The organism is Geobacillus genomosp. 3, assembly GCF_000445995.2.
Lineage (GTDB): Bacteria > Bacillota > Bacilli > Bacillales > Anoxybacillaceae > Geobacillus.
The window spans coordinates 635,552-658,780 of record NC_022080.4 but is presented as its reverse complement, the minus strand read 5'-3'; the positions used below and the strand labels follow the sequence as shown (position 1 = coordinate 658,780).

The window sequence follows — 23,229 nt, the reverse complement described above, 5'->3', positions numbered from 1 at the left end:
CTGTTTGCCCATTATACATACTCGCGAAACCAGCGCACCGTCTCCAAAAGCGCCTGGCGCGTCACTTTATGGCCGGCGTGCGGATCAGCGATGAATTGCAGTCGATCTTCGTTTCCTTCATAAAGTGGTTTAATTTGTTCATAAAACTCATATGTATAAGCATACGGGACGACTTGATCAGCTTTCCCGTGCCAGATGAACAGCGGCCGTCCGGCGAGTGTTTCCGGCTGCCTGGACAAATCGTAGCGGGCGATCTTTTCTTTTTCGAACTCAAGCAATGTCGGGGGCAATGGAATATCAATGCGGCGCCGTTTCGCTTCCTCCATCATGGCGTCAAAAAAGGCGCGGTAGTTCGGACAGCCCATGAGCGCCACCGCCACCTTCACCCATGGATAGACGGCAAGCGCGCCGAACGTGGCGATCCCACCCATCGATGTCCCGGCGAGCCCGATCCGTTCCGGGTCGGCCAGGCCACGGTTCACAAGATCATGTTTCATCTCGTCGATTTCGGTAATCGTGCGCACGACAATGTCCCAAAACGACAGCTGCAATTTTCGTTCGCTCAAACCTTCGTCCCGCTCGCCGTGAAACAGCGCATCGGGAAGCACAACGCGATAGCCCGCTTCTGCAAGCAAATAGCCAAAATGCAAATTATGTTCTTTCGCGCTCTTGAAGCCGTGGATAAAGAAAACGAGCGGCAGCCGTTCGCCCCGCTTTTCCGGCTTGACAACGTGAAGCACCGGCACGCCGGCCAACCATTCTTTTTCAACGATGACCATGGCAGTTCAAACTCCTTCTGTCTTTTTCCATCGCTGTCTAGTGTACCATATAGACAGCGATTTTGGAAAAGAGTTACACTAGAAAGTGGAAAGAATAACAAAGCAAAGGAGTCGAGCATGAAGCCGTATTTAATCGCTTTGGATTTAGATGGAACGTTGCTCAAAGAGGATAAAACGATTTCTCCGTTCACCAAAGACGTCATCCGCCGCGCCATCGACGCCGGCCATTTCGTTGTCATCGCCACCGGCCGCCCGTACCGGGCGAGCCAAATGTATTACGAGGAGCTTGGCCTTACGACGCCGATCGTCAACTTCAACGGTGCGTTTGTCCATCACCCGCGCCAATCGTCATGGGGCGTGCGCCATTCCCCGCTGCCGCTTACCGTCGTCAAAGACATTGTCGAGCTCGGGGAAACGTACCGGATCAAAAACATTTTGGCCGAAGTGATGGATGACGTCTATTTTCACGAGCATGACGACGTCTTGCTTGACATCGTCCGCCTCGGCAATCCGACGATCGAAATCGGCGATTTGCGCCGCTCACTCGGCAAAGACCCGACGAGCGTGCTCGTGTATACGGACGGCGATCATATCGAGCGAATCCAATCGCATTTGTCGCACGTCTACGCCAACGTCCTGCACCACCGGCGCTGGAACGAGCCGTGGCATGTCATTGAAATCGTCCGCCATGGCGTTCATAAAGCGGCCGGGTTGAAACAAGTGGCCGACTACTTTGGCATTCCGAGGGAGCGCGTCATCGCCTTTGGCGATGAGGACAACGATTTGGAAATGATCGATTGGGCCGGGCTGGGCGTCGCCATGGGCAACGCCATTGAGCCGTTAAAAACCGTAGCCGATGACATGACCGCAAGCAATGAAGAAGACGGCATCGGCCGCTATTTGCAAGAAGTTTTGCGCTTGTAGCGTCCGCCTGCGGCATGCAAGGCATCCCGCCAGACGGCTCTTTCCCGCCTTGCATCGCCCCGTGCGGTCTGGCGCCCTCCCCCCGATTTTTGCTTCCTTCGGCCAATCGTGTGTTGTAACGAATTTCCTTAGTACTGTTCCCCCCATGTGGTTACACTATACGTGACGCAACGCGCGTCTTCATTTTTTAAAGGGGGAATCCGTCATGGGCAAACGAAATAAATCGAAGCGTTTCGTCCAGCAAGGTGTCGATGCAGTCGAACGGCATGACAAGCGAATCCCTTATCACTTAACATACGCTGAGGCGGAAGCGCGCAAGGCGGAAAAAGCGGTTGAAACATCGCTTGGAGGCGTGTGACGATGGGCAACCGTCTCTTCCAGGAAGCGCGCAAAGCGGTCGCGCAGGCCAAACAAGCGGCCAACGGCGAGATCGAGATGAGCGTCGACCGCGCTGTTGCCATCGCCAAAAACGCCATGTCATCCGCGTATGCGCATTCCAATGCGGCGGAAAAAGCGCAGTTGCGTCAATTTCAAGCTGAGCTTGATCAAATCACCCAATGAAAGGCTGCGGGCCATCCGCAGCCTTCTTTCTGACTCATCGTCTTTTACTTCCATATTGTGTTTCCCCGTCAAAACCGATACACTAAACCTATGAACCGCCATTCATCCCGCCTAAGGAGGGAACGAATATGTCCATTCAACTCATCACCGACAGCGGCGCCGATTTGCCGCAATCGTACATTCGCGGGCACCGGATCGCGTTTTTGCCCCTTGTCGTTCATTGGAACGGTCAAGATTACGAAGACGGCATTACGATCGAGCCGAAGCAAGTATATGACGCCATGCGGGAAGGGCATACGGTGAAAACGGCACAGCCGAGCCCGCTGGCGATGAAGGAACTGTTTTTGCCATACGCCAAAGAAAACCGGCCATGCCTGTATATCGCCTTTTCCTCGAAATTATCCGGTACATACCAAACAGCGATGGCCGTGCGCAGCGAGCTGCTTGACGAATACCCGGAGTTTCGCCTGACGATCATCGACTCGAAATGCGCTTCGCTCGGCCAAGGGCTCGCCGTCATGAAGGCCGTCGAGCTGGCGGAGCAAAACACGCCGTACAACTTGCTTTGTGAAACGATCGAGTCGTACTGCCGCCATATGGAGCACATTTTCACCGTCGACAACTTGGACTACCTCGCGCGCGGCGGCCGCATCAGCAAAGCCGCCGCGGCGTTCGGCGGGCTGCTCAACATCAAGCCGCTTCTTCACGTCGAGGACGGGGCGCTTGTCCCGCTCGAAAAATGGCGCGGGCGGAAAAAAGTGTTGAAGCGCATGGTCGAACTGATGGGCGAGCGCGGCGACGACTTGCAAAAGCAAACGATCGGCATCAGCCACGCCGACGACGAAGAAACGGCGCTCGAGCTGAAGCGAATGATCGAAGAAACGCATGGCTGCACGCGCTTTTTCCTCTCCGACATCGGCAGCGCTATCGGCGCCCACGCCGGACCGGGGACGATTGCCCTCTTTTTTCTGAACAAATATATTGAGATCTGACGCTTTTCCCGTCTGACAAAACACGGGCGCCTGCACAACACAGGCGCCTGTCTTCATCACCGAAGCTGATCAAGAAGGTTATAGTAGTAGTACGTTTTGGACCGCATCCGGCCATCCGAGAAAATGAGTTGCTGTTCCTCAAACCGATTCAAATAGCGCCGAACCGTCGCTTCCGGCAAACCAGTCAACGCTGCCATCTGCTTAGCGGTAAAAATCGGATGCTGGAACATGACATTGACAACGGTTCGAATATGATGGCTGTTCACAAGCGCGCTTGCCTTTTCCAAATCTTCTTCATACAAATCATACTCTAAAACGAACCATTTGTGAAAAAAATTCTCCATTGATCTTGCCACAAACTACCTTCCCCTATTTCCATATAGTTCATTTCCATTTGCCGCATACTAATGACGAACGATCGAAACAAAGGAGGGCGACCGATGCCAAACACAAGCGACAACGACAAAAAAGCGCGCGACAACCAAGCGAAGCGCCATGAGAAAAACATGATGCGCGAGAAAAACCGCGAAGCCGGGAAGTTCGCGTATTCGAAGAAGACGGATCATTTGTAAACCATGCAAAAGCTGCCTATTGTAAAATATAGGCAGCTCTGATCATTATAGCTTTGCTATTTAACACGGTCTATCAGGATCGTTGCCAATTCCGGGAAAATAGCTAGTACAACGATAAACAACATCATAATAAGGGCATACGGTACTACTCCCCTAACAATCTCTGCAATCGTATTCGTTTTGTCCAGTCCTTTTAAAACAAATAGGTTCAGCCCTACTGGCGGCGTAATAAGAGCTAATTCCATATTGACAACCATAACAACCGCAAACCAAATGGGATCAAACCCCAGAGCCGTTATAATAGGATACAAAATTGGAAGTGTAATCACGAGTATCGATATAGTTTCCAGAAAACAACCTAGAATAAGCAGCACGATATTCACTAAGACAAAAATGACCCAAGGGGATACTTGTTGTGAAGTAGCAAATTGAGTGATGGTTTGTGGGATTTGCAATATAGTCATGATGTATCCAAGCAACATGGCCCCCACGATAATCATCAAAATCATCGCATTCGTTTTAACCGTTGATAATATAATCGCTTTAATGTTAGAAAATGTAAAACTTCTATATACAAAAATGGAAATCAAAATACTGGCCATAGCACCGATGGCAGCAGCTTCGGTGGGGGTGAAGACTCCCGTATAAATCCCTCCGACAACAATGACAGGTAATATAAGTCCCCATACAGCAGTTTTGGACGCTTCCAGTCTCTCCGACCATGTAGCGGGTTTTTCCTTTATGTGGCGTGTCTTCCATGACGCATAGATCATGAATACAATCGTTAATAATATTCCCGGGATAATTCCTGCAACAAACAGCTTTCCGATCGACTCCCCTGTCACGGAACCGTATATAATCATCGGCACACTTGGAGGAATCAAAATGCCTAATGTCCCCCCAGCAGCCAATAGGCCAAGAACTGTTCTTTTATCATACCCCCGTTTTGTCATTTCCGGAAGGGCAACCGCCCCAACGGTTACAGCAGTGGCTACACTCGAGCCGGAAATCGCCGCGAAAATAGCACAACAGAACAATGTGGCAATCGCTAATCCCCCGGGCAGATGCCTGAACCACTTGCTCGCCATTTCATACAAATCGCGTCCAACGCCGCTCACTACTAAAACTTGGCTCATAAGAACATACATCGGCAATGCCGTTAGAGTAAAATCGTCTAGCGATTTATAAGAGATTATAGGAATCTGGGAAAGAGAAAATGCTCCGCCATTAAACAAGTACATCCCACCAATGGCAAGCAGCCCAAGCGCAAAGGCTACAGGGATCCCTATTAGTAGAAGAGCAGCCATTCCCCCAAGAAAAAATGTTATATTCACAAATGTCCTCCTCCTTTTGATACTCCCCCATCAGCGATTTGTAATATAAAGGCAAAACAAAGCAACAAACCTCCTATAGGGAGAAACATTTCCGGGAGATACATAGGAATCCTCAATAGCGATGATGAGGTTGTCCCTAGTTTATACGTGTTTAAAACATGCTCCAAACTATAGATGGTAAAAATAAGGCTGAAAATGAATCCAAATGCATTAGAAACGTATGACAATATTTTTTGAACCCTATGTGGAACAACGTTGATTAGTAAATCAACTGTAATATGGGAATATGTTCGAAGTGTATAGGCAGAACCAAGAAAACAGCTCCCAATAATTGCGTATATACATAATTCCGTGGCCCAAACAGTCGGCCGATTAAACACTGATCTAGCGATAACGTCAAACGTCGTCATACATGTCGTCAATATGATCAATATTCCCGCTATTGCCCCGCCCGCTTGAATTAATCGGTCGAAAAAGTTATATAGTATAGGAAAAATTTTCATATTCCCCCTCCTAAGCAAATAAGGGAGGGAGTCCTCCCTCCCCGATTACTCCCTCTATTTAATTGATCTTCTCCACAATATCGAGCAACTCTTTGCCCAGCTCCCCTGCTCTTTCAATATATACCTCTCTCGCTGGTTGAGCCGCCTCTTCCCACTTTGGAAGATCAGACTCGGGAACAACGTATACCTCCATCCCTTTCGCTGCTAATTCTTTGGCTGTTCGTTCATCTTCTTCTTTCGCTTTTGCCCTAATCCATTGTTCTGTTTGCTGCGCAGCTTCGGTTAGGAGCTTCTTTGTTTTCTCGGGAAGACGATCCCAGAAGTTTTTATTAACTGCAAGGATGAACTCCAAGTAAGAGTAATTGTTAATCGTTAAATACTTAGCTACCTCATCGTAATGGCGCTGAAGCATGGCTGTTGTCCCTGATGTTGCCCCATCAATTGTTTTTCTTTGCAGCGCCGTATAAACTTCCCCTGCTCCCAAAAATACTGGTGATGCCCCGTAAGCCTTGATCATTTCAGACGGAATGTCGCCAATGCTGCGAATTTTCAACCCTTTAAAGTCTTCAGGAGATTTAAGCGGTCGAACATTGTTGGCAAACTGTGCATAGCCATAATCGGCATACATGAGAACTTTTACCCCTTTTTCCTCCATCGCCTTGTTCAACTTTTCCCTCAACTCTCCAGATAGTGCTTTACCGGCCGTTTCATAGTTAGGAAAGGCGTACGGAACATCAAAAATTCCCATCGCTGGAACTGTAGAAGCCCACAGCGTAGAGGAGTTTACCCCCATTTCTACACCGCCTGTTAGTATGGCTTGATTCATCTCTTTATCACCCAACAATTGCCCAGCAGGGTAAACTTGAATTTTCACCTTGCCTCCTGATTGTTCAGTGACCGTCTTCGCAAAATTTTCTACTCCAATCGAAATATGGTGATCTTGCGGAAGATTATAAGCTAATCTTATCGTGACCGGATCATATCCATCGCTTCCTTCCTTACTCGATTGTTGCCCTGCCGTTGAAGAATTTTGACCACATGCACTTAAAACAACTAAAATGAAAAATAAGATACTGGTTAGAAAAGATAATCTTTTCACCTTAAACTCCCCCTTTTTTCTACTTGTCTTATCCTCCCTAATGGTTGATTGGATGTAAGGCTTGCCGCGAAATCAGCCGCTTCCAGCAGTTTTTCAAAATCGATTTCTGTTTTGACCCCCATTCGTTCAAACATATATACTAAATCCTCTGTTGCCAAATTGCCTGCCGCGCCGGGGGCGAAAGGGCACCCCCCTATACCACTCGCGGAGGTTTCAAATATTTTCACCCCTGCTTCCAATGCCGCATAAGCGTTGGCTAATCCCATCCCCCTTGTGTCATGAAGATGAATCGCAATAGGAGTCGATTGCGCAACTTGCAGCACTTCTGCAAGCAATCGTTTGACTTGTTTAGGGGTTGCGATCCCAATCGTATCGGCGATCCCAATCCGATCAGCCCCAGCTTCTACCGCACGTTCTACCAAGGATATAACTTTTGCTGGATTTACTTCTCCCTCATAAGGACAACCAAAACTTACCGCTATGGAAAAACAGACTTTCATATTCAATATCCTGCTCTCTTGAACAATCCGTTTGAACTGTGCAAAATTCTCATCGATGCTCATCCCTATGTTTTTATAATTGAATGTTTCGGTAGCAGCTGTCACCCAGTTGACTTCAGATATGTTTGCTTGTATCGCCCTCTGGAATCCTTTTAGATTGGGGATTAGTGCCACAAACTCAATTCCTGCAAATTCCTTGCATTGTTTCATCACTTGCTCGGCATCGACCATTTGTGGAACTTTTCGGGGGTGAACAAAAGATGTGGCCTCAATTTTCTTCACATTGGACCTAACAAGCATTTCGATCAGTTTTTTCTTCTTTTCAGTGGAAACGACGACCGGTTCATTTTGCAATCCATCCCTAGGACTTACATCAATAATCTGAACATCAGACAAATTTAAATCACCCCTTCATCTTTTAATTCTTTCAGTTGATGACGAGAATAGCCTAATATCTTCATATATACTTCCTCATTATGTTCTCCAAGCTTAGGCCCAATCCACTTCATTTGCCCTGGGTTGTCAGACAGTTTTGGGACGATGCCGGGGAACAAGCAGTCTGTTCCATCCTCTAATTTTACCGGCAACAACATCTCTCTCTCTTTATACTGAATGTCATTGACAATATCTCGAATATTATAAATAGGTCCTGCCGGAACAGAAGCTTTATCCAGAGCTTCTAGCACTTCTTCCAATGTGTGCTGTTTCGTCCACTCTTCTATTGCCTGATCAATCAACTCAGCGTTTTCCGCTCTCCCTTGGTTGTTAGCATATTTAGGATGACGAGCGAGATCCTCGCGTCCAATAGTCTTCATAAGGCGTTGGAATATATTATCACTGTTCCCCCCTATTACAACATGCTTTCCATCTTTGCACTCATACGTATTGGACGGCGAAACTCCGGGAAGAGTGCTTCCTGTTCTTTCCCTCACAACACCGTGTAACACATACTCCGGCAGTGCTCCTTCCAACAGACTGAACACTGCTTCGTAAAGAGCGACATCAATCAACTGTCCTTTTCTTTCTTTATCTTCTTGTCTGACACGCAACGCCATTAACGTTCCGATCACTGCATACAATCCTGCAACGAGATCCCCAATCGCGATTCCCACTCTTACTGGGGGACGATCGGGGTAACCTGTTAAATATCTCAGCCCCCCTATTGCCTCGGCAACACTTCCAAAACCAGCTTTATCACGGTAAGGGCCTGTTTGGCCATATCCAGATATCCTTGTCATAATAATAGATGGATTTATTTTCTTTAACTCCTGATAACCTAATCCCCACTTTTCGAGTGTTCCCGGTTTAAAATTTTCCAACACGACATCAACCTTCGGGATGAGTTGTCTGATGAGCTGTTGACCTTTTGCTTTTCTTAAATTGACTGTAATCGATTTTTTATTTCTTGCCTGTACGTACCACCAGATGGAAGAGTGGCCGTGCATAATCCTCCAACTTCGCAACGGATCTCCTGATACAGGTTCTTCCACCTTAATTACTTCTGCACCGAATTCAGCCATTATTTTCCCTGCAAACGGTGCAGCGACAAAATTCCCCATCTCCAGTACGGTTATTCCTTCTAGAGGCAGTCTATTAGACACCCTTTTTTCACTTCCTCCCTTGGTAAACGTTCACGTAATATTTGTAATCGCTTACGATATGTTCTTTCATGCATTCTCTTGCTTTATCCGCATCCCCTCTTTCAATGGCTTCAAATATTTGAATATGTTCCTGAATAGCCAATTTCATCCGCAACATATTTTGTTTTAAGATCGCAACTCTGTACAAACTGTTAATCCCGCGAATTTGTTCAATCATCCTAATCAAAAACGGATTTCGGCTGGCTGTTACAATCCCCTCATGAAATTTCGTATTCATATCGAGGATTTCTTTTAACCCTAACGGTTGCTCGTCTATCCAAATGAGATGTCGTCTAAGATCTTCAACTTGTTTTTTGGCTATTCTCTGTGCAGCGTAGTAGGCTGCAAGCGGTTCAAGCTCCACCCTACATTCATAAAGATATTGAAAGTTTTCCATGTCTGGACTGAATACCGTAACCCCTCCCCCTTTATTCACCATGACAAGCCCCTCTTTTTCAAGCATACGAATCGCTTCTCGAATGGGACTTCGACTTACTTGAATTTTTTTCGCGATTTTTTCCTCTACAAGTCTTTCCCCCGGTGCAAATCCTCCCGCAATGATTTCTTCACGTAAATATTCATATACTTGCTTTTTCAATGTTTCTTTTTTCACTATTTGTTGTTTCAACTCAACCACCTTCATTTTCGTCGACTGTATACAGGACATGCCCAGTATCGGCCCATTTGCTCTGTTGCCATCATATTTATTAAACAAGAGGATAAATTATTACATTGATTTTTTATAACCAAAAAGATCATTAACTTGGATATGGCACTTCATCCCACATAGAATAAAACTGCTCATCACTCCGAACCCCTGTGTAAAAAGAGGCAGTTAATCTTCTCCCTTCCTCATTGTTGCCTTCCCACCCACCATTTTCTATAATGAAAGTACATCAACGCCCGGGAGGTCGCATATGTCAAAAGAAAGTTCGTTCGATATCGTATCCAAAGTCGATTTGGCGGAAGTGGCAAACGCGATCAACATTGCCATGAAAGAAATCAAGACGCGCTATGACTTCAAAGGAAGCAAAAGCGACATTTCTCTTGAGAAAGACGAGCTCGTTCTCATCTCGGATGACGAGTTTAAGCTTGAGCAGCTGAAAGATGTGCTCATCGGCAAGCTGATTAAGCGCGGGGTGGCAACGAAAAACATCCAATACGGCAAAATCGAGCCGGCCTCAGGCGGCACGGTGCGGCAGCGCGCCAAGCTTGTCCAAGGGATCGACAAAGAAAACGCGAAAAAAATCAACACGATCATCAAAAACACCGGCTTGAAAGTGAAAAGCCAAGTGCAAGATGACCAAATTCGCGTCAGTGGCAAAAGCAAAGACGACTTGCAAAAGGTGATCGCCGCCATTCGCGAAGCTGATTTACCGATTGACGTGCAGTTTGTGAATTACCGCTAAGCGGGTGGGGAAAACCTCCATCCGCTTTTTGGTGTTTCGTATGAAATGGTTTGCTTCACGGTTATGATGCTGACAAGTTCGTGATTTGTTTCTGCGATATGTTTTTATCTCTAACCGGGAAGCCCCATTTCCACGCGATCAGCTTGGGTGAGGGAATCGGTGTCTTTCATGAAGGATGTTGCCCTTGCACGAAAAGGACCAATAAGGAGGGCCCCACATGAGAAAAGTGGAAGTGATGCCATACCAATTGCGGTGGGCGGCACTATTTGAACAAGAAGCGGAGCGGCTGCGACAAATTTTTGACAAAGAAATTATCGCCATTCACCATATCGGCAGCACATCAGTTCCCGGTTTAAAAGCAAAGCCGATCATTGACATCATGGCTGTCGTTACAGATATTAGCCGGGTCGATGAATGCAATGGGGCGATGGCAGCTATTGGCTATGAACCGAAAGGGGAAAACGGCATACCGGGGCGACGATACTTTCAAAAAGGCGGGGACCGCCGCACCCACCACGTTCATATGTATGAAGCGGGCAATCCCCATATTGAACGTCATCTTGCCTTCCGTGACTACTTGCGGGCCCATCCAAAAGAAGCAGAGCGGTACGGAAATTTGAAAGAAAAACTAGCGTTCCAATTTCCGTACGACATCGATTCGTATATCAAGGGAAAAGAACTGCTCGTCTTGGAATTAGAGCGAAAAGCCAAGGCATGGCGCCGATCACTGAACTGAACGAGTCAAGCGGAGGCTACAGGCCCGCCGCCCTTCCGACCAGCACACCAAACACCACGATCACCAGCGCCGCTCCGACAATCGGCCCCACAAGGCGCATCGCCTCCCCTTCCTCTCCGGGGCGGCCGATGCAGCAGCAACCAGAGCAAAGCGGCCGATGCAGCAGCAACCAGAGCAAAGCGGCCGAAGCGATCCTTAATCTATTATCGATATTTCCGAATGACGGGCATCCAATAGGTGCATCTTCACTGTGCCGCCAAGATGGCGTTGTATTAAATAGGCCAGTTCCTCTAACGCTTGATGAAGCGCTTCATGCCTTGCGTCATCTATTGATTCCATGCAGAGAAAGGCGCGTTTCGTCTGTTCGGTGAGCATCGTCCGTTGGGCTTCCCGCCAATTCCAGCAACGGCATATGACGCCCATGTCATCTTTATACACGATTTCCCCTTCATACGGTGGATCGTTTTCCTCTCCTCCCAACGGGATGAATGGTTCATGGCCATCCGCCAGCGCCAGCCGGATGTCGCCGACAAATGTGTCGATATCCTCTCCTCCACATGGAAGCCCGTAGCTCAATGAAATACAGTTATAGATATCCACAAGCGGGTTGATCGTTGGAATGTGATGGCCGTTTTTCACTCGTTTCAGCAGCGATTCCACTGAACAGCGCGCCCCTTTTTTCGCTTTGAATCGCCGAAACGCCTCTCGCCAAACGGCGGTGGCGGGATTGCGGCTCCACTCCTCAAACTCGAGGAATTTCCGCGCTTCTTTCTCCGCCTCCCGCAGCATTTGTTCGTAAACACCAGCATTCTTGATACCGTTGTCAATCCCTTGGGCAACGACCACACCGATTTTGACGTTGGGAAATATAGCCCAAATATCGTCTTCAACAATAAAACGGGTCATCATCCACTCCTCCATTCCCTTACGGTTTCGAAGGGCTCGCTAAGGCAGAGAATAGTCCTAACAAAATATAACAACATCCCGCCACTCGATTCATCACCTTCACACTTTCCTTCTTGGCGGCCAACCGTCTGCGGATGCCTGCGGCCAACATGGCGTACAAGCTGTCATTCAGCAAGGCGAGAACAACAAATATCGCCCCTAAAAACAAAAATTGTCCGGCCACCGACCCAGCAGAGGGAGAGATAAACTGCGGAAAAAAGGCGAGAAAAAAGAGTGCTGTCTTTGGATTGGTCACTTCGACCAACAGTGATTCATAAAATACTTTGGCCAATGTTTTCTCCTTCACCTTCATGGCCGATGTTCCCTCATCCTTATCAGAAGCGAAAAATAACGTTTTGCCTCCCAAATAGATGAGATACACAGCGCCTAAAGATTTGACCACTGTAAAGGCAGCCGCCGATGTCATCAAAATTGCGGAAACGCCTACGGCTCCAAGGACAACGTGGACAGCGCCTCCCAAAGCTACACCGAGCACCGATACAACCCCTGCTTTCGTTCCTTGGCTCATGCTCCTAGCCATGATGTACAATACCGCCGGTCCGGGGACGATGAGCAGCGCTGCGGCTACCGCGACAAACAAGCCGATCGTGGAAAGGTCCATCCCCATCTCACTCCTCTCTTTTCTGATTTCACTGCCGCTGCTTTTTCATCAAAGAAGCGATTCGCTTTTCGTTTTCAAACGGCATTTGCTCAAGCTGCTTGATGATCCGTTCTTGTCGGTGTGCAGGATGGTTTTGGCTCAACTTGGCTTTTCCTTCGGTTCGCTTGATGATGATTTTGAAAGCTTGAATTCCTTTGCTCATACCGGACAGCATCCCAGAATCGACCCTCGACAGCTGGTAAAGACTTCCCGGCGCTTCGTATTTTTTTACCATATCGTGCAGCGACTGCATGATTTCCTCTTCATCGTCGATCAACTCCACGTTTCCGTACACATGGACGGCCACATAATTCCATGTCGGCACCGCCTGGTTCGTTTCATACCAGGAAGGAGAAATGTAACAATGTGGACCGTGGAATATCGCCAAGACCGCCTGATGTTGAATGTCGCTCCATTGCGGATTCGAACGGGCAAAATGGCCGTACAAACACGTTTTCTCCCGATCAAGCAATAGAGGCAAATGGGTGGCAAACAGTTCCTCTTGATGCATCGATACCAAGGTGGCAAAGCTGTTCTCCTCGATCACCTGATAGGCGACATCCGGATCATTGATGGCAAAATGTTTCGGAATATACATCGGTCCTCTCCCCTCTTTTTTTCATTCCAACCTTTCATCCTTTACGATGGCATCATATAATGAAAACTGACATAAAAAAAGTGACAGTAATAAAAAAATAAGCATGTCAGGAGAGATGAACATGAAGACGATCATTTTTGCCTTGAACGACCACTCACCTAAATACAAACAAATCTATGAAAAATTGAAATCATTGATTGAACGAGGCGACATTCAAGCAAATGAGCCACTGCCTTCGATTCGCCAACTCGCCGAATCATTGAATGTCAGCCGAAACACGACTTTAATGGCCTACGAACAGCTAGCAGCGGAAGGATATATTCGCGCGGAAAAACGAAAAGGGTATTTTGCCAATGAAGTGGAACCTCTTTTCATTCCAAAAACCCGCATTTCGGCGCGCCCACCGGCAAGAGAAAGAGCAACACCTGTTGTGGTCGATTTTCGCGCCGATGCCGTTGATGCCGATCATTTTCCCATTCAGGCATGGAGAAGAATCTCCAATCAAGTATTCACAGCCAAAGATTGCTTTCGCTATGGGGATCCATTTGGGGAATTATGCTTACGCCAACAAATCGCCATCTACCTTCTTGAATCCCGCGGAGTGGACGTAGAGCCAAACGCCATCGTCATCGGAAGCAGCACACAGCAAATGCTTCTCTTACTTGGTCATATTTTAAAAGACGAGTTCAACAGCATCATCGTCGAAGACCCGGGCTATGACGGTGCTAGAGAAGCATTTTTGTTTCATGATTTTCAACTGGAAACGATCACCGTTTCTGAAACAGGTTTCGATCTCTCTCCCCTCGAAACGAGGCAATCACGGCTCATCTATGTCACCCCTTCGCATCAAAGCCCGATGGGAGTCAGCATGCCAATCCAGCAGCGGCACAGACTTATCCAATGGGTGAACAACGTCAATGGTTATATTATCGAGGACGATTACGACAGCGAATTCCGTTACACGCAAAAACCGTTTCCCGCTCTTGCCTCCATTGATTCGTCAAGAGTCATTTACCTCGGCAATTTTTCAAAATCGTTTCTTCCCGGAATTCGCTTAAGTTACATGGTGTTGCCGCCGTCGCTTTTGGACCGTTACCAACAATGCTTTCGCCTTTTTGAAAGCACCACGTCCATCCTCAGCCAACTGGCAATGGCTAAATTTATGGAAGAGGGGGAATGGGTTCGCCATATTAAACGCATGCGCCTAGTGTACAGACGAAAAATGGAGCATTTAACAGCGAGGCTGCGAACGTCATTCGGGGATATGATCTCCATTATTGGCGAACAATCCGGTTTATACGTGCTAATCAAAGTCCATTGTGACTGTTCAGAAGAACAACTACTTCAACGCGCCCGATCGTATGGAGTGAACGTGTACCCCACCTCGCGCTATTTTGTGAACCAACAGCCTGACCGACCCATGATCAAGCTTGGTTTTAGCGGCTTATCGCTCGAAGATATTGAACTTGGGGTGACGCTGCTCCAAAAAGCATGGTGTTGACGATGCCTGCGCGAAAATCAATTTTCCTTTTTCAAGAAATTACCTCACTAAAAAGGCGGTTGGCATTAGATGCTAACCGCCGCCCTTCCGACCAGCACACCAAACACCACGATCACCAGCGCCGCTCCGACAATCGGCCCCACAAGACGCATCGCCTCCCCTTCCTCTCCGGGGCGGCCGATGGTGGCCGCAACTAAGGCGAGCCGCGCCGGTGAGGCCATTGTCATGTTCGATGCGGCGACGTTTTGCGCCGCGGCGTACCAAATGGCGGGTTCGTGCAATTGATCGGCCATCGCCCGCTGAAACGGGGAAAACATGGCGTTCGCCGCGCTGTTGCTTCCGCTCATCCAACCGGCAAGCGCACCGACGAGCGGCGACACGGCAAGAAACGCCGATCCGGTCCAAGCGGCGGCTTGTGATGCCAGCACGCCCGTCATCCCCGCCCCATCCATCACCGACGACATCGCGATAAATCCCATGGTCGCCACGGCAGCTGGAAACACTCGGTTCAACGTCTTCTGGAGGCAAGCCACTCCCTCGGCCAAGCGAAGGCGATGCCATCCAAACGCTGCCACGGCGGCCAGACATAAGGCAAATCCGGGACTGTACAAAAGCTCAAGGCGGAAGCCATAAGCCGGCCAGTGCCAAACGCCGGCCGTGGTAGCGATATGCCGGATTGCAGGAAAGAAATGGGTGGCAAAAATATAGCCAACCAGCACAGCATACGGCCATAACGCTTTCCCAAGCGGCGGCCGTCCTCCCTTCTCGATCGGTTCGCGTTTGCCAAGAAGCTCTTGGCACTGCCAGTATCCGACAAGCGCGAGCGCCGCCATCGCGCCGGCCGCCGCCCCGGCCAGTTCGACCGACACATAGACGCTGACCGCCCACGTGACCGATGCCAAGCTGACAAACACGATCAAGATGCCATCAAGATGCAGGCGAACCGCCCGCCACCCTTCGCTGATGACCACAACCGCACAGACGTACAGCAAATAGAGCGGGACATGAAGCCATGCGCTGTATTCGCCAAGCTCGCGAAGCGGAACGCCTGATAGTTCGGCATTGATGACCGTGCCGATGGCGAGCGCTCCCCACGGCACGGCGGACTGGGTCAACAAGGCCAATGTCATCGCCTTGCGGGCCGGAAACCCAAGGGCCGCATACAACGGGGCGACGATGACAACCGCCAATCCAAATCCGCTCACCGCTTCGAAAAATGGGCCTAACGCCGCCGACAACAGCAGCGCTTGCTCCGACGGCGTCCGTCCGACACGGGAAATCCAAACAGAAAGCGCGTCGATCGCTCCCCCGGCTTCCAGCACATGGTGCAAGAGCAGCCCAAACACAAGCACATACACCACAATTAGCGCCAACAGCACGCCGTGCACGGTAAAATGCATGACTTCCCCGGCCGAAGCATGAAATGGAAACAAGGCGAGCCCTGCCGCCAGCGCATAACAGCCGAGCGCCGCCTTCATCGCCGGCATCTTTCGCCATCCAATCGCAGCCAATGCCCATAAAAGCGGCAGCGCTGCCAGCAGCCAACGGATCGTATCTCCCACGTTTTTCTCTCCCCCTCAATCTGTTTATCCACTATTTTGCCGTCACATAGAAAGAAATCACCGCATCGACGGCGAATAGAAAGAGATGACCTTTCTTTGAAGGAGGTGCATGAATGAACATCGGCCAAGAATATTTGCGAGCAGTGCGCGCACGCTTTCTCGACATGAAAAAGACCGCCGAACAGGCTATCGACCAATGTTCGGAGGAACAGCTATTCCATTGTTTTCATGAAGAGGTCAACAGCATCGCCATCATTGTCAAACATATGAGCGGAAATATGGTGTCGCGCTGGACAGACTTTTTGTCGTCGGATGGGGAGAAACCGGACCGAAACCGCGATGATGAATTCATCAACGACTTCCATACGCGCGAAGAAGTCATGGCTTGCTGGGAAAAAGGGTGGTCTGCTTTCTTGCAAACGCTGAACGAATTGCAGGAAACAGATTTGTTGCGGACGGTCACGATCCGCGGCGAACCCCATTCCGTCATCGAAGCCATTGAGCGGCAAATGTACCATTATTCGTATCATATCGGGCAAATCGTCTATATCGCGAAACAGCTGAACGCCAACAACTGGAAAACACTGACCATACCAAGAAATCGAAAAAACAACATAGGCAACTCCTGATTCGAATGATCATGCCAACGTCATCCGCCTATCGGAACCGTCAACCGATAAAGGCGGATGGCTTTTTTTTGTTGCCTGTTGTTCTTTCCCAATCCTATCGCTGATCCGGATCACGGTCAGCGCCTGGAAAGCTTCACAATGCCGACCAGCAAACAAACCATCCCCGCTCCCCACGCCAGCCCCGCCTGGCCGAGAAGAAGGGAGATGTCTTCGGATGCCTGCACATGGGCAAGATCGACAGAAATCGCCTTCAGCGCAAATGAAACAGCGAGAGACAGCAACAAGAAATGGGCCAATATCCACACAAACGCCAAGCGCTGCTCCCGATTCCTGCGCCACAGAAGCACAACGATCACAACGGCGATCAACATGACGAAGGAAAAACCGCCAATGAGCATATCCATCACATTTTCTTCCATAGGCAAATGTGCAGGCATGTTTCCATCCCCTTTCAAAAGTAAGCTATCTTTTTCGATTCCTTCTCTTCCTTTCTCCCCATCTTTTCAAATTTCCTTCTTTACCGTATTGAACAATTTCAGAAAATGCATTAAATTATATAGTAATAGTCAAAATGTCACCCGCCAACTGCATATGGACGTTCTTATCGAGAGAGGGGGAGGGACTGGCCCGGTGAACCCTCAGCAACCTGGCCCGCGGCCAAGGTGCTAAATCCAGACAGGCGGACGCCTGGAAGATAAGAAGAAGAAAATAAAAAGTCTTCTTCTTATAGAAGACTTTTTTCTTTTACTACGAAGAAACGGGGGAATCGAACATGGGATTGCTTGATGAGTTGAAACAACGCATTCTCGTCGCCGACGGGGCGATGGGAACGCTGTTATATTCGCACGGCGTTGACCGTTGTTTTGAAGAATTGAACCTATCGAATCCGGACGAAATCGTCCATATTCATGAAGCGTATATCGCGGCAGGCGCCGATGTCATCCAGACGAACACATACGGCGCCAACTATGTGAAACTTGCGCGCTACGGCCTTGAAGATGACGTGCCCGCCATGAACCGCGCCGCTGTAAAGCTCGCAAAACAAGCGGCGAACGGGCGGGCGTACGTGCTCGGAACGATCGGGGGGCTTCGCACGTTGAACAAAAGTGTCGTACCGCTTGACGAAGTGAAACGGACGTTTCGCGAGCAGCTGTTTGTGCTGCTCGCCGAAGGGGTCGACGGTGTGCTGTTGGAGACGTATTACGATTTGGAAGAGTTGGAGACGGTGCTGGCCATCGCCCGCAAAGAGACGGACTTGCCGATTATCGCCCATGTGTCGCTTCATGAAGTCGGCGTCTTGCAAGACGGCACGCCGCTCGCCGATGCCCTTAACCGCTTAGAGGCGCTGGGAGCCGATGTCGTCGGGCTCAACTGTCGACTCGGGCCGTACCATATGCTTCGGTCGCTTGAAGAAGTGCCGCTGCCAAAGCAGGCGTTTTTATCGGCGTACCCGAACGCGAGCCTCCCGGACTACCGCGACGGCCGGCTCGTGTATGAGACGAACGCCGAATATTTCGAGGAGACGGCCAAAGCGTTCCGCAACCAGGGGGTGCGCTTGATCGGCGGGTGCTGCGGCACGACGCCGAAACATATTGAAGCGATGGCAAAAGCGCTCACCGACCGGACGCCGGTGACGGAAAAAACGGTGAAACGGCGCGCGGTGCCCGTATCGGTGCAAGCGGATCGCCCCACCCCGACTCCGCTTCCCGAGCTTGCCCGCGCGCGCCGATCGGTCATCGTTGAACTCGACCCGCCGAAAAAACTCGGCATTGACAAGTTTCTCGCCGGAGCGAAAGCGCTCCATGACGCCGGCATCGATGCGCTGACGTTGGCCGACAATTCGCTCGCCACACCGCGCATCAGCAATGTTGCGGTCGGCTCGATCGTGAAAGAACGGCTCGGTGTTCGCCCGCTCGTGCATATTACGTGCCGCGATCGCAACTTGATCGGCTTGCAGTCGCACTTAATGGGCTTGCATACGCTCGGCATCACCGATGTGCTCGCTATTACCGGCGACCCTTCGAAAATTGGTGATTTCCCAGGGGCAACGTCCGTGTACGACTTATCATCGTTCGATCTTATCCGCTTGATCAGCCAGTTTAACGAAGGACTGTCATATTCGGGCAAATCGCTCGGACAAAAAACGAATTTCTCGATCGGTGCGGCCTTCAATCCGAACGTCCGCCATTTGGATAAAGCAGTTGTGCGGATGGAGAAAAAAATCCAATGCGGCGCCCACTATTTCTTGACCCAACCGATTTACTCGGAAGAAAAAATTGTGCAGATGTACGAAGCGACGAAACATCTTGACGCTCCGATTTACGTCGGCATTATGCCGCTTACGGGCACGCGGAATGCTGAATTTTTGCATCACGAAGTGCCAGGCATCACCCTATCGGATGAGATTCGCGCCCGCATGGCTGCTTGCGGCGACGACCCGGTGCAGGCGGCACGCGAAGGGATCGCCATCGCCAAATCGCTCATTGACGCTGCCTTTGATTTGTTCAACGGCATTTACTTGATCACACCGTTTTTACGCTATGACATGACAGTCGAGCTCGTCCGCTACATTCATGAAAAAGAAGCAGCGACTAAAGAAAGGAAGGTTGTTCATGGCTAACATCACCTTAGAACAGCAGCTGCAACGAAACATTCTCGTTATTGACGGCGCGATGGGGACAATGATCCAAAGCGCCAACCTATCGGCCGCTGATTTTGGCGGCGAGGCGTATGAAGGGTGCAACGAATATTTGACACTCACCGCCCCCCACGTCATCCGCCGCATTCACGAAGCGTATTTGGAAGCGGGCGCCGATATCATTGAAACAAACACGTTTGGGGCGACACGCATTGTGCTCGATGAATACGACCTTGGACATTTGGCGTTGAAACTCAACATCGAGGCGGCCAAACTCGCGAAACAAGCGGCCGAATCGTTCTCGACCCCCGATTGGCCGCGCTTTGTCGCCGGCTCGATGGGCCCTACGACGAAAACGTTGTCGGTGACAGGCGGCGCAACGTTTGAGGAACTCGTCGCCTCCTACGAAGAACAGGCGCGCGGATTGCTTTTGGGCGGCGTCGATCTCCTGTTGCTTGAGACGTGCCAAGATACGTTGAACGTGAAAGCGGGCTTCCTCGGCATTTCCAAGGCGTTTGAAGCGGTCGGCCGTCGCGTGCCGCTCATGATTTCCGGCACGATCGAACCGATGGGCACGACGCTCGCCGGCCAGGCGATCGACGCGTTTCTCATCTCGGTGCGCCATATGAAGCCGATCGCCGTCGGTTTAAACTGCGCGACAGGTCCCGAGTTTATGACCGACCATTTGCGCACGCTCGCTTCCCTTGCCGATACAGCCGTCAGCTGCTATCCGAACGCCGGGCTGCCCGATGAGGAAGGGCATTACCATGAAACGCCGGAGATGTTAGCGGAGAAAATTCGCCGCTTTGCCGAGAAAGGATGGATCAACATTGTCGGCGGATGCTGCGGCACGACGCCCGACCATATCCGCGCCATCGCCGAAGCGGTTCGCGGCATCCCGCCGCGGGCGATCCCGTCCTCCTTCGATGTGCACGCCGTCTCCGGCATCGAGGCGCTCATCTATGAGGAAACGATGCGCCCGCTCTTTGTCGGCGAACGGACAAACGTCATCGGCTCACGCAAGTTCAAGCGCCTGATTAGTGAAGGCAAGTACGAGGAAGCGGCGGAAATCGCCCGCGCCCAAGTGAAAAACGGCGCCCATGTCATCGACATTTGCTTGGCCGACCCGGACCGCGACGAACTGCACGACATGGAACAGTTCGTCCGCGAAGTGGTCAAAAAAGTGAAAGTGCCGCTTGTCATCGATTCGACCGACGAACGCGTCATCGAACGCGCCCTTACGTATTCGCAAGGGAAGGCGATCATCAACTCGATCAACCTCGAAGATGGCGAAGAGCGGTTTGCGAAAGTCGTTCCTCTTCTGCATCAATATGGCGCCGCCGTTGTCGTCGGCACGATCGATGAGCAAGGAATGGCGGTTACGGCCGAACGGAAATTGGAAATCGCCTTGCGTTCGTATGACTTGCTCGTCAACCGCTACGGCGTGCCGGCGCGCGACATCATTTTCGACCCGCTCGTCTTCCCGGTCGGCACCGGCGATGAGCAGTACATCGGCGCGGCGAAAGCAACGATCGAAGGCATCCGCCTCATTAAGGAGCGGCTGCCGGAGTGCTTGACGATTCTTGGCATCAGCAACGTCTCATTCGGCTTGCCGCCGGCCGGTCGCGAAGTGCTCAACTCGGTCTTTTTGTACCATTGCACGCAGGCCGGGCTCGATTATGCCATCGTCAACACCGAGAAGCTCGAGCGCTTTGCCTCGATTCCGGAAGATGAAGTTCGGATGGCCGAAGCTCTGCTGTTTGATACAAACGATGAAACGTTAAACGCCTTTATCGAATTTTACCGAAGCAAAATCACCGCCGCCAAACCGGCGCAGACAAATTTGAGCCTTGAGGAGCGGCTCGCCCGCTACGTCATTGAAGGGTCAAAAGACGGGCTCATTCCCGATTTGGAAAAAGCGCTTGAAACGTACTCCGACCCGCTGTCGATCATCAACGGTCCGCTCATGGCCGGCATGGATGAAGTCGGGCGGCTGTTCAACAACAACCAGCTCATCGTCGCCGAAGTGTTGCAAAGCGCGGAAGTGATGAAAGCGGCCGTCGCCTTCTTAGAACCGTATATGGAAAAGAAAGAAGGCAGCACCAAAGGAAAAGTCATTCTTGCCACCGTCAAAGGTGATGTCCATGACATCGGCAAAAACTTGGTTGATATCATTTTAAGCAACAACGGCTATGAAGTCGTCGACCTCGGCATTAAAGTCGCCCCGCAGCAACTGATCGAAGCGGCGCGCGAACATCGGCCGGATATCATCGGCCTGTCAGGGCTGCTTGTCAAATCGGCCCAACAGATGGTCGTCACCGCCCAAGATTTGCGGCAAGCGGGCATCTCAACCCCGATTTTAGTCGGCGGCGCCGCCTTAACGCGCAAGTTTACCGAAAATAAAATTGCGCCCGAATATGACGGCATCGTCTTGTACGCGAAAGACGCCATGGACGGGCTCGCGCTCGCCAACCAGCTCCAGCAAGGCGAGATCGAGTATACAAAAAAAGAAGCAGCCGAAAGCGAGCCAACGCGGTCAACGGTGGTCGCCACCGCAGTCAAATCGAACGTTTCGACCGACGTTCCCGTCTACGTCCCGGCCGACCTCGACCGCCACGTATTGCGACATGTGCCGCTTGACCACGTGCTGCCGTACGTCAACTGGCAAATGGTGCTCGGCCATCATCTCGGCTTGAAAGGAAAAGTGAAACGGCTGCTTGAAGAGAAGGACGAAAAAGCGCTGGCGTTAAAAGCGGTCGTCGACGAACTCATCGCCGAAGCGAAAGAACGCGGCTGGATTCAGCCTGCCGGCGCCTATCGCTTCTTCCCGGCGCAAAGCGACGGCAACCGCGTCTACATTTACGACCCAGCCGATGGCCAAACAGTGCTTGAAGTGTTCGACTTTCCGCGTCAGCCGCGAGCGCCGCACCTTTGCCTTGCCGATTACTTGAAACCGAAAGAAAGCGGCGAAATGGATTACGTCGGCTTGTTCGCCGTCACGGCCGGATACGGCATTCGCGAACTCGCCCAACGTTGGAAAGACGAAGGCGAATTTTTGAAAAGCCACGCCATCCAGGCGCTGGCGCTCGAGATTGCCGAAGGATTCGCCGAGCGCATCCACCAAATTATGCGCGACCGCTGGGGCTTCCCGGACGATCCGGATTTCACGATGGAAGAGCGCTTTGCCGCCAAATACCAAGGCCAGCGCTACTCGTTCGGCTACCCGGCCTGTCCGAACTTGGAAGACCAGGAGAAACTGTTCCGTCTCCTTCATCCGGAAGACATCGGCATCCGCCTCACCGACGGCTATATGATGGAGCCCGAAGCATCGGTTTCGGCGATCGTCTTCGCCCATCCGGAAGCGCGGTATTTCAATGTGTTATAAGCAGGAAACGAGCTGGACTATGCGAGCCAGCTCGTTTGCTTTTTTACGCACCTTGGCGTTTCCCGTTTTGCAGCAAAAAAGACGGGGGATTGGCGCTCTTGGGAAAATCGCGACGTTTGTTCACGTGTGAGCCATCATTGATTCAAATGATGGATTCAGGCATATAGCATTCCCCGCCAAGCCGACGAAAATCTTTTTCGTTCCAGGTGATGATCCCTTGGATGGATGAAGTGTGCTGCGCCAGTGCCGAAAGATACGCAT

General features: G+C 50.6%; 24 protein-coding genes and 1 riboswitch. Of the genes, 11 read left to right on the top strand and 13 right to left on the bottom strand.

Annotation, left to right across the window (positions count from 1 at the left end; translation table 11 throughout):
- Positions 1 to 11 precede the first annotated feature (11 nt).
- A complete protein-coding gene (locus M493_RS03435) occupies positions 12 to 779 on the bottom strand; it encodes an alpha/beta fold hydrolase (RefSeq protein WP_020958881.1) in 768 nt (255 codons plus the stop codon).
- Between the two features lie 117 nt (positions 780 to 896).
- Here M493_RS03435 and M493_RS03430 point away from each other — a divergent pair, with 117 nt between their 5' ends.
- The 4 genes from M493_RS03430 (at position 897) to M493_RS03420 (ending at position 3,256) form a co-directional block, all read left to right on the top strand.
- Positions 897 to 1,703: a Cof-type HAD-IIB family hydrolase gene (locus tag M493_RS03430; protein ID WP_020958880.1), complete on the top strand. Its 807-nt coding sequence runs from the start codon at positions 897 to 899 to the stop codon at positions 1,701 to 1,703.
- Between the two features lie 205 nt (positions 1,704 to 1,908).
- Positions 1,909 to 2,061 carry a hypothetical protein gene (locus M493_RS18620; RefSeq protein ID WP_020958879.1) on the top strand — a complete coding sequence of 51 codons (153 nt, stop codon included), beginning with the start codon at positions 1,909 to 1,911 and terminating at the stop codon, positions 2,059 to 2,061.
- A gap of 2 nt (positions 2,062 to 2,063) precedes the next feature.
- Positions 2,064 to 2,264, top strand: coding sequence for a DUF3813 domain-containing protein (locus M493_RS03425; protein ID WP_020958878.1), 201 nt, complete (start codon positions 2,064 to 2,066; stop codon positions 2,262 to 2,264).
- Between the two features lie 128 nt (positions 2,265 to 2,392).
- Positions 2,393 to 3,256 (top strand): DegV family protein, encoded by an 864-nt coding sequence (locus M493_RS03420; RefSeq protein ID WP_020958877.1) that lies wholly within the window; start codon positions 2,393 to 2,395, stop codon positions 3,254 to 3,256.
- A 56-nt stretch (positions 3,257 to 3,312) separates the two neighbouring features.
- Here the strand turns inward: M493_RS03420 and M493_RS03415 are convergent, their stop codons facing one another.
- Complete coding sequence (locus tag M493_RS03415; protein ID WP_023817504.1) at positions 3,313 to 3,612, bottom strand: helix-turn-helix domain-containing protein; 300 nt, start codon at positions 3,610 to 3,612, stop codon at positions 3,313 to 3,315.
- Positions 3,613 to 3,696: 84 nt separating this feature from the next.
- Here M493_RS03415 and M493_RS17480 point away from each other — a divergent pair, with 84 nt between their 5' ends.
- Entirely contained in the window at positions 3,697 to 3,828 is a 132-nt protein-coding gene (locus M493_RS17480; protein ID WP_008879040.1) for a DUF3941 domain-containing protein, read from the top strand.
- 56 nt (positions 3,829 to 3,884) lie between these two features.
- Here the strand turns inward: M493_RS17480 and M493_RS03410 are convergent, their stop codons facing one another.
- From M493_RS03410 to M493_RS03385, 6 genes are all read right to left on the bottom strand, one after another.
- Positions 3,885 to 5,162, bottom strand: coding sequence for a TRAP transporter large permease (locus tag M493_RS03410; protein ID WP_020958875.1), 1,278 nt, complete (start codon positions 5,160 to 5,162; stop codon positions 3,885 to 3,887).
- Positions 5,159 to 5,572 (bottom strand): TRAP transporter small permease, encoded by a 414-nt coding sequence (locus M493_RS03405; protein ID WP_235183458.1) that lies wholly within the window; start codon positions 5,570 to 5,572, stop codon positions 5,159 to 5,161. The genes M493_RS03410 and M493_RS03405 overlap by 4 nt, the downstream gene beginning before the upstream one ends.
- Positions 5,573 to 5,723: 151 nt before the next feature.
- Positions 5,724 to 6,764: a DctP family TRAP transporter solute-binding subunit gene (locus tag M493_RS03400; protein ID WP_020958873.1), complete on the bottom strand. Its 1,041-nt coding sequence runs from the start codon at positions 6,762 to 6,764 to the stop codon at positions 5,724 to 5,726.
- Positions 6,761 to 7,660 carry a hydroxymethylglutaryl-CoA lyase gene (locus tag M493_RS03395; RefSeq protein WP_020958872.1) on the bottom strand — a complete coding sequence of 300 codons (900 nt, stop codon included), beginning with the start codon at positions 7,658 to 7,660 and terminating at the stop codon, positions 6,761 to 6,763. Before M493_RS03395 ends, M493_RS03400 begins: the two co-directional genes overlap by 4 nt.
- Before the next feature lie 2 nt (positions 7,661 to 7,662).
- Positions 7,663 to 8,865 carry a CaiB/BaiF CoA transferase family protein gene (locus tag M493_RS03390; protein WP_023817502.1) on the bottom strand — a complete coding sequence of 401 codons (1,203 nt, stop codon included), beginning with the start codon at positions 8,863 to 8,865 and terminating at the stop codon, positions 7,663 to 7,665.
- A 7-nt stretch (positions 8,866 to 8,872) separates the two neighbouring features.
- Positions 8,873 to 9,541, bottom strand: a complete 669-nt coding sequence (locus M493_RS03385; protein WP_235183448.1) for a GntR family transcriptional regulator — start codon at positions 9,539 to 9,541, stop codon at positions 8,873 to 8,875.
- Positions 9,542 to 9,821: 280 nt separating this feature from the next.
- Between M493_RS03385 and M493_RS03380 the strand changes: the two genes are divergently transcribed.
- Together M493_RS03380 and M493_RS03375 are read left to right on the top strand one after the other, a co-directional pair.
- Positions 9,822 to 10,313 carry a YajQ family cyclic di-GMP-binding protein gene (locus M493_RS03380; RefSeq protein WP_020958869.1) on the top strand — a complete coding sequence of 164 codons (492 nt, stop codon included), beginning with the start codon at positions 9,822 to 9,824 and terminating at the stop codon, positions 10,311 to 10,313.
- 217 nt (positions 10,314 to 10,530) lie between these two features.
- On the top strand, positions 10,531 to 11,049 hold the full coding sequence (locus tag M493_RS03375) for a GrpB family protein (RefSeq protein ID WP_020958868.1): 519 nt from the start codon (positions 10,531 to 10,533) through the stop codon (positions 11,047 to 11,049).
- A 195-nt stretch (positions 11,050 to 11,244) separates the two neighbouring features.
- On the opposite strand, the gene M493_RS03370 is transcribed toward M493_RS03375, so the two are convergent.
- Genes M493_RS03370 through M493_RS03360 form a run of 3 tightly spaced genes read right to left on the bottom strand, consistent with a single transcriptional unit; the run spans position 11,245 to position 13,253 of the window.
- Positions 11,245 to 11,955: a B3/4 domain-containing protein gene (locus M493_RS03370; RefSeq protein ID WP_020958867.1), complete on the bottom strand. Its 711-nt coding sequence runs from the start codon at positions 11,953 to 11,955 to the stop codon at positions 11,245 to 11,247.
- Positions 11,956 to 11,974: 19 nt separating this feature from the next.
- A complete protein-coding gene (locus M493_RS03365; protein ID WP_020958866.1) occupies positions 11,975 to 12,616 on the bottom strand; it encodes a LysE family translocator in 642 nt (213 codons plus the stop codon).
- Between the two features lie 28 nt (positions 12,617 to 12,644).
- Positions 12,645 to 13,253: an FMN-binding negative transcriptional regulator gene (locus M493_RS03360; RefSeq protein WP_020958865.1), complete on the bottom strand. Its 609-nt coding sequence runs from the start codon at positions 13,251 to 13,253 to the stop codon at positions 12,645 to 12,647.
- Positions 13,254 to 13,374: 121 nt separating this feature from the next.
- On the opposite strand from M493_RS03360, the gene M493_RS03355 reads away from it, so the two are divergent.
- Positions 13,375 to 14,754 carry a PLP-dependent aminotransferase family protein gene (locus M493_RS03355; RefSeq protein ID WP_020958864.1) on the top strand — a complete coding sequence of 460 codons (1,380 nt, stop codon included), beginning with the start codon at positions 13,375 to 13,377 and terminating at the stop codon, positions 14,752 to 14,754.
- A 65-nt stretch (positions 14,755 to 14,819) separates the two neighbouring features.
- On the opposite strand, the gene M493_RS03350 is transcribed toward M493_RS03355, so the two are convergent.
- Entirely contained in the window at positions 14,820 to 16,316 is a 1,497-nt protein-coding gene (locus M493_RS03350; protein ID WP_020958863.1) for an L-lactate permease, read from the bottom strand.
- 113 nt (positions 16,317 to 16,429) lie between these two features.
- On the opposite strand from M493_RS03350, the gene M493_RS03345 reads away from it, so the two are divergent.
- Positions 16,430 to 16,945, top strand: coding sequence for a DUF1572 domain-containing protein (locus tag M493_RS03345; protein WP_020958862.1), 516 nt, complete (start codon positions 16,430 to 16,432; stop codon positions 16,943 to 16,945).
- A gap of 116 nt (positions 16,946 to 17,061) precedes the next feature.
- On the opposite strand, the gene M493_RS03340 is transcribed toward M493_RS03345, so the two are convergent.
- Positions 17,062 to 17,382: a hypothetical protein gene (locus M493_RS03340; protein ID WP_023817497.1), complete on the bottom strand. Its 321-nt coding sequence runs from the start codon at positions 17,380 to 17,382 to the stop codon at positions 17,062 to 17,064.
- Positions 17,383 to 17,543: 161 nt separating this feature from the next.
- Positions 17,544 to 17,646: riboswitch (SAM riboswitch) on the top strand.
- A 71-nt stretch (positions 17,647 to 17,717) separates the two neighbouring features.
- On the opposite strand from M493_RS03340, the gene M493_RS03335 reads away from it, so the two are divergent.
- Positions 17,718 to 19,565, top strand: coding sequence for a bifunctional homocysteine S-methyltransferase/methylenetetrahydrofolate reductase (locus M493_RS03335; RefSeq protein WP_020958860.1), 1,848 nt, complete (start codon positions 17,718 to 17,720; stop codon positions 19,563 to 19,565).
- Complete coding sequence (gene metH / locus M493_RS03330; RefSeq protein WP_020958859.1) at positions 19,558 to 22,968, top strand: methionine synthase; 3,411 nt, start codon at positions 19,558 to 19,560, stop codon at positions 22,966 to 22,968. The genes M493_RS03335 and metH overlap by 8 nt, the downstream gene beginning before the upstream one ends.
- Positions 22,969 to 23,229: the final 261 nt, after the last annotated feature.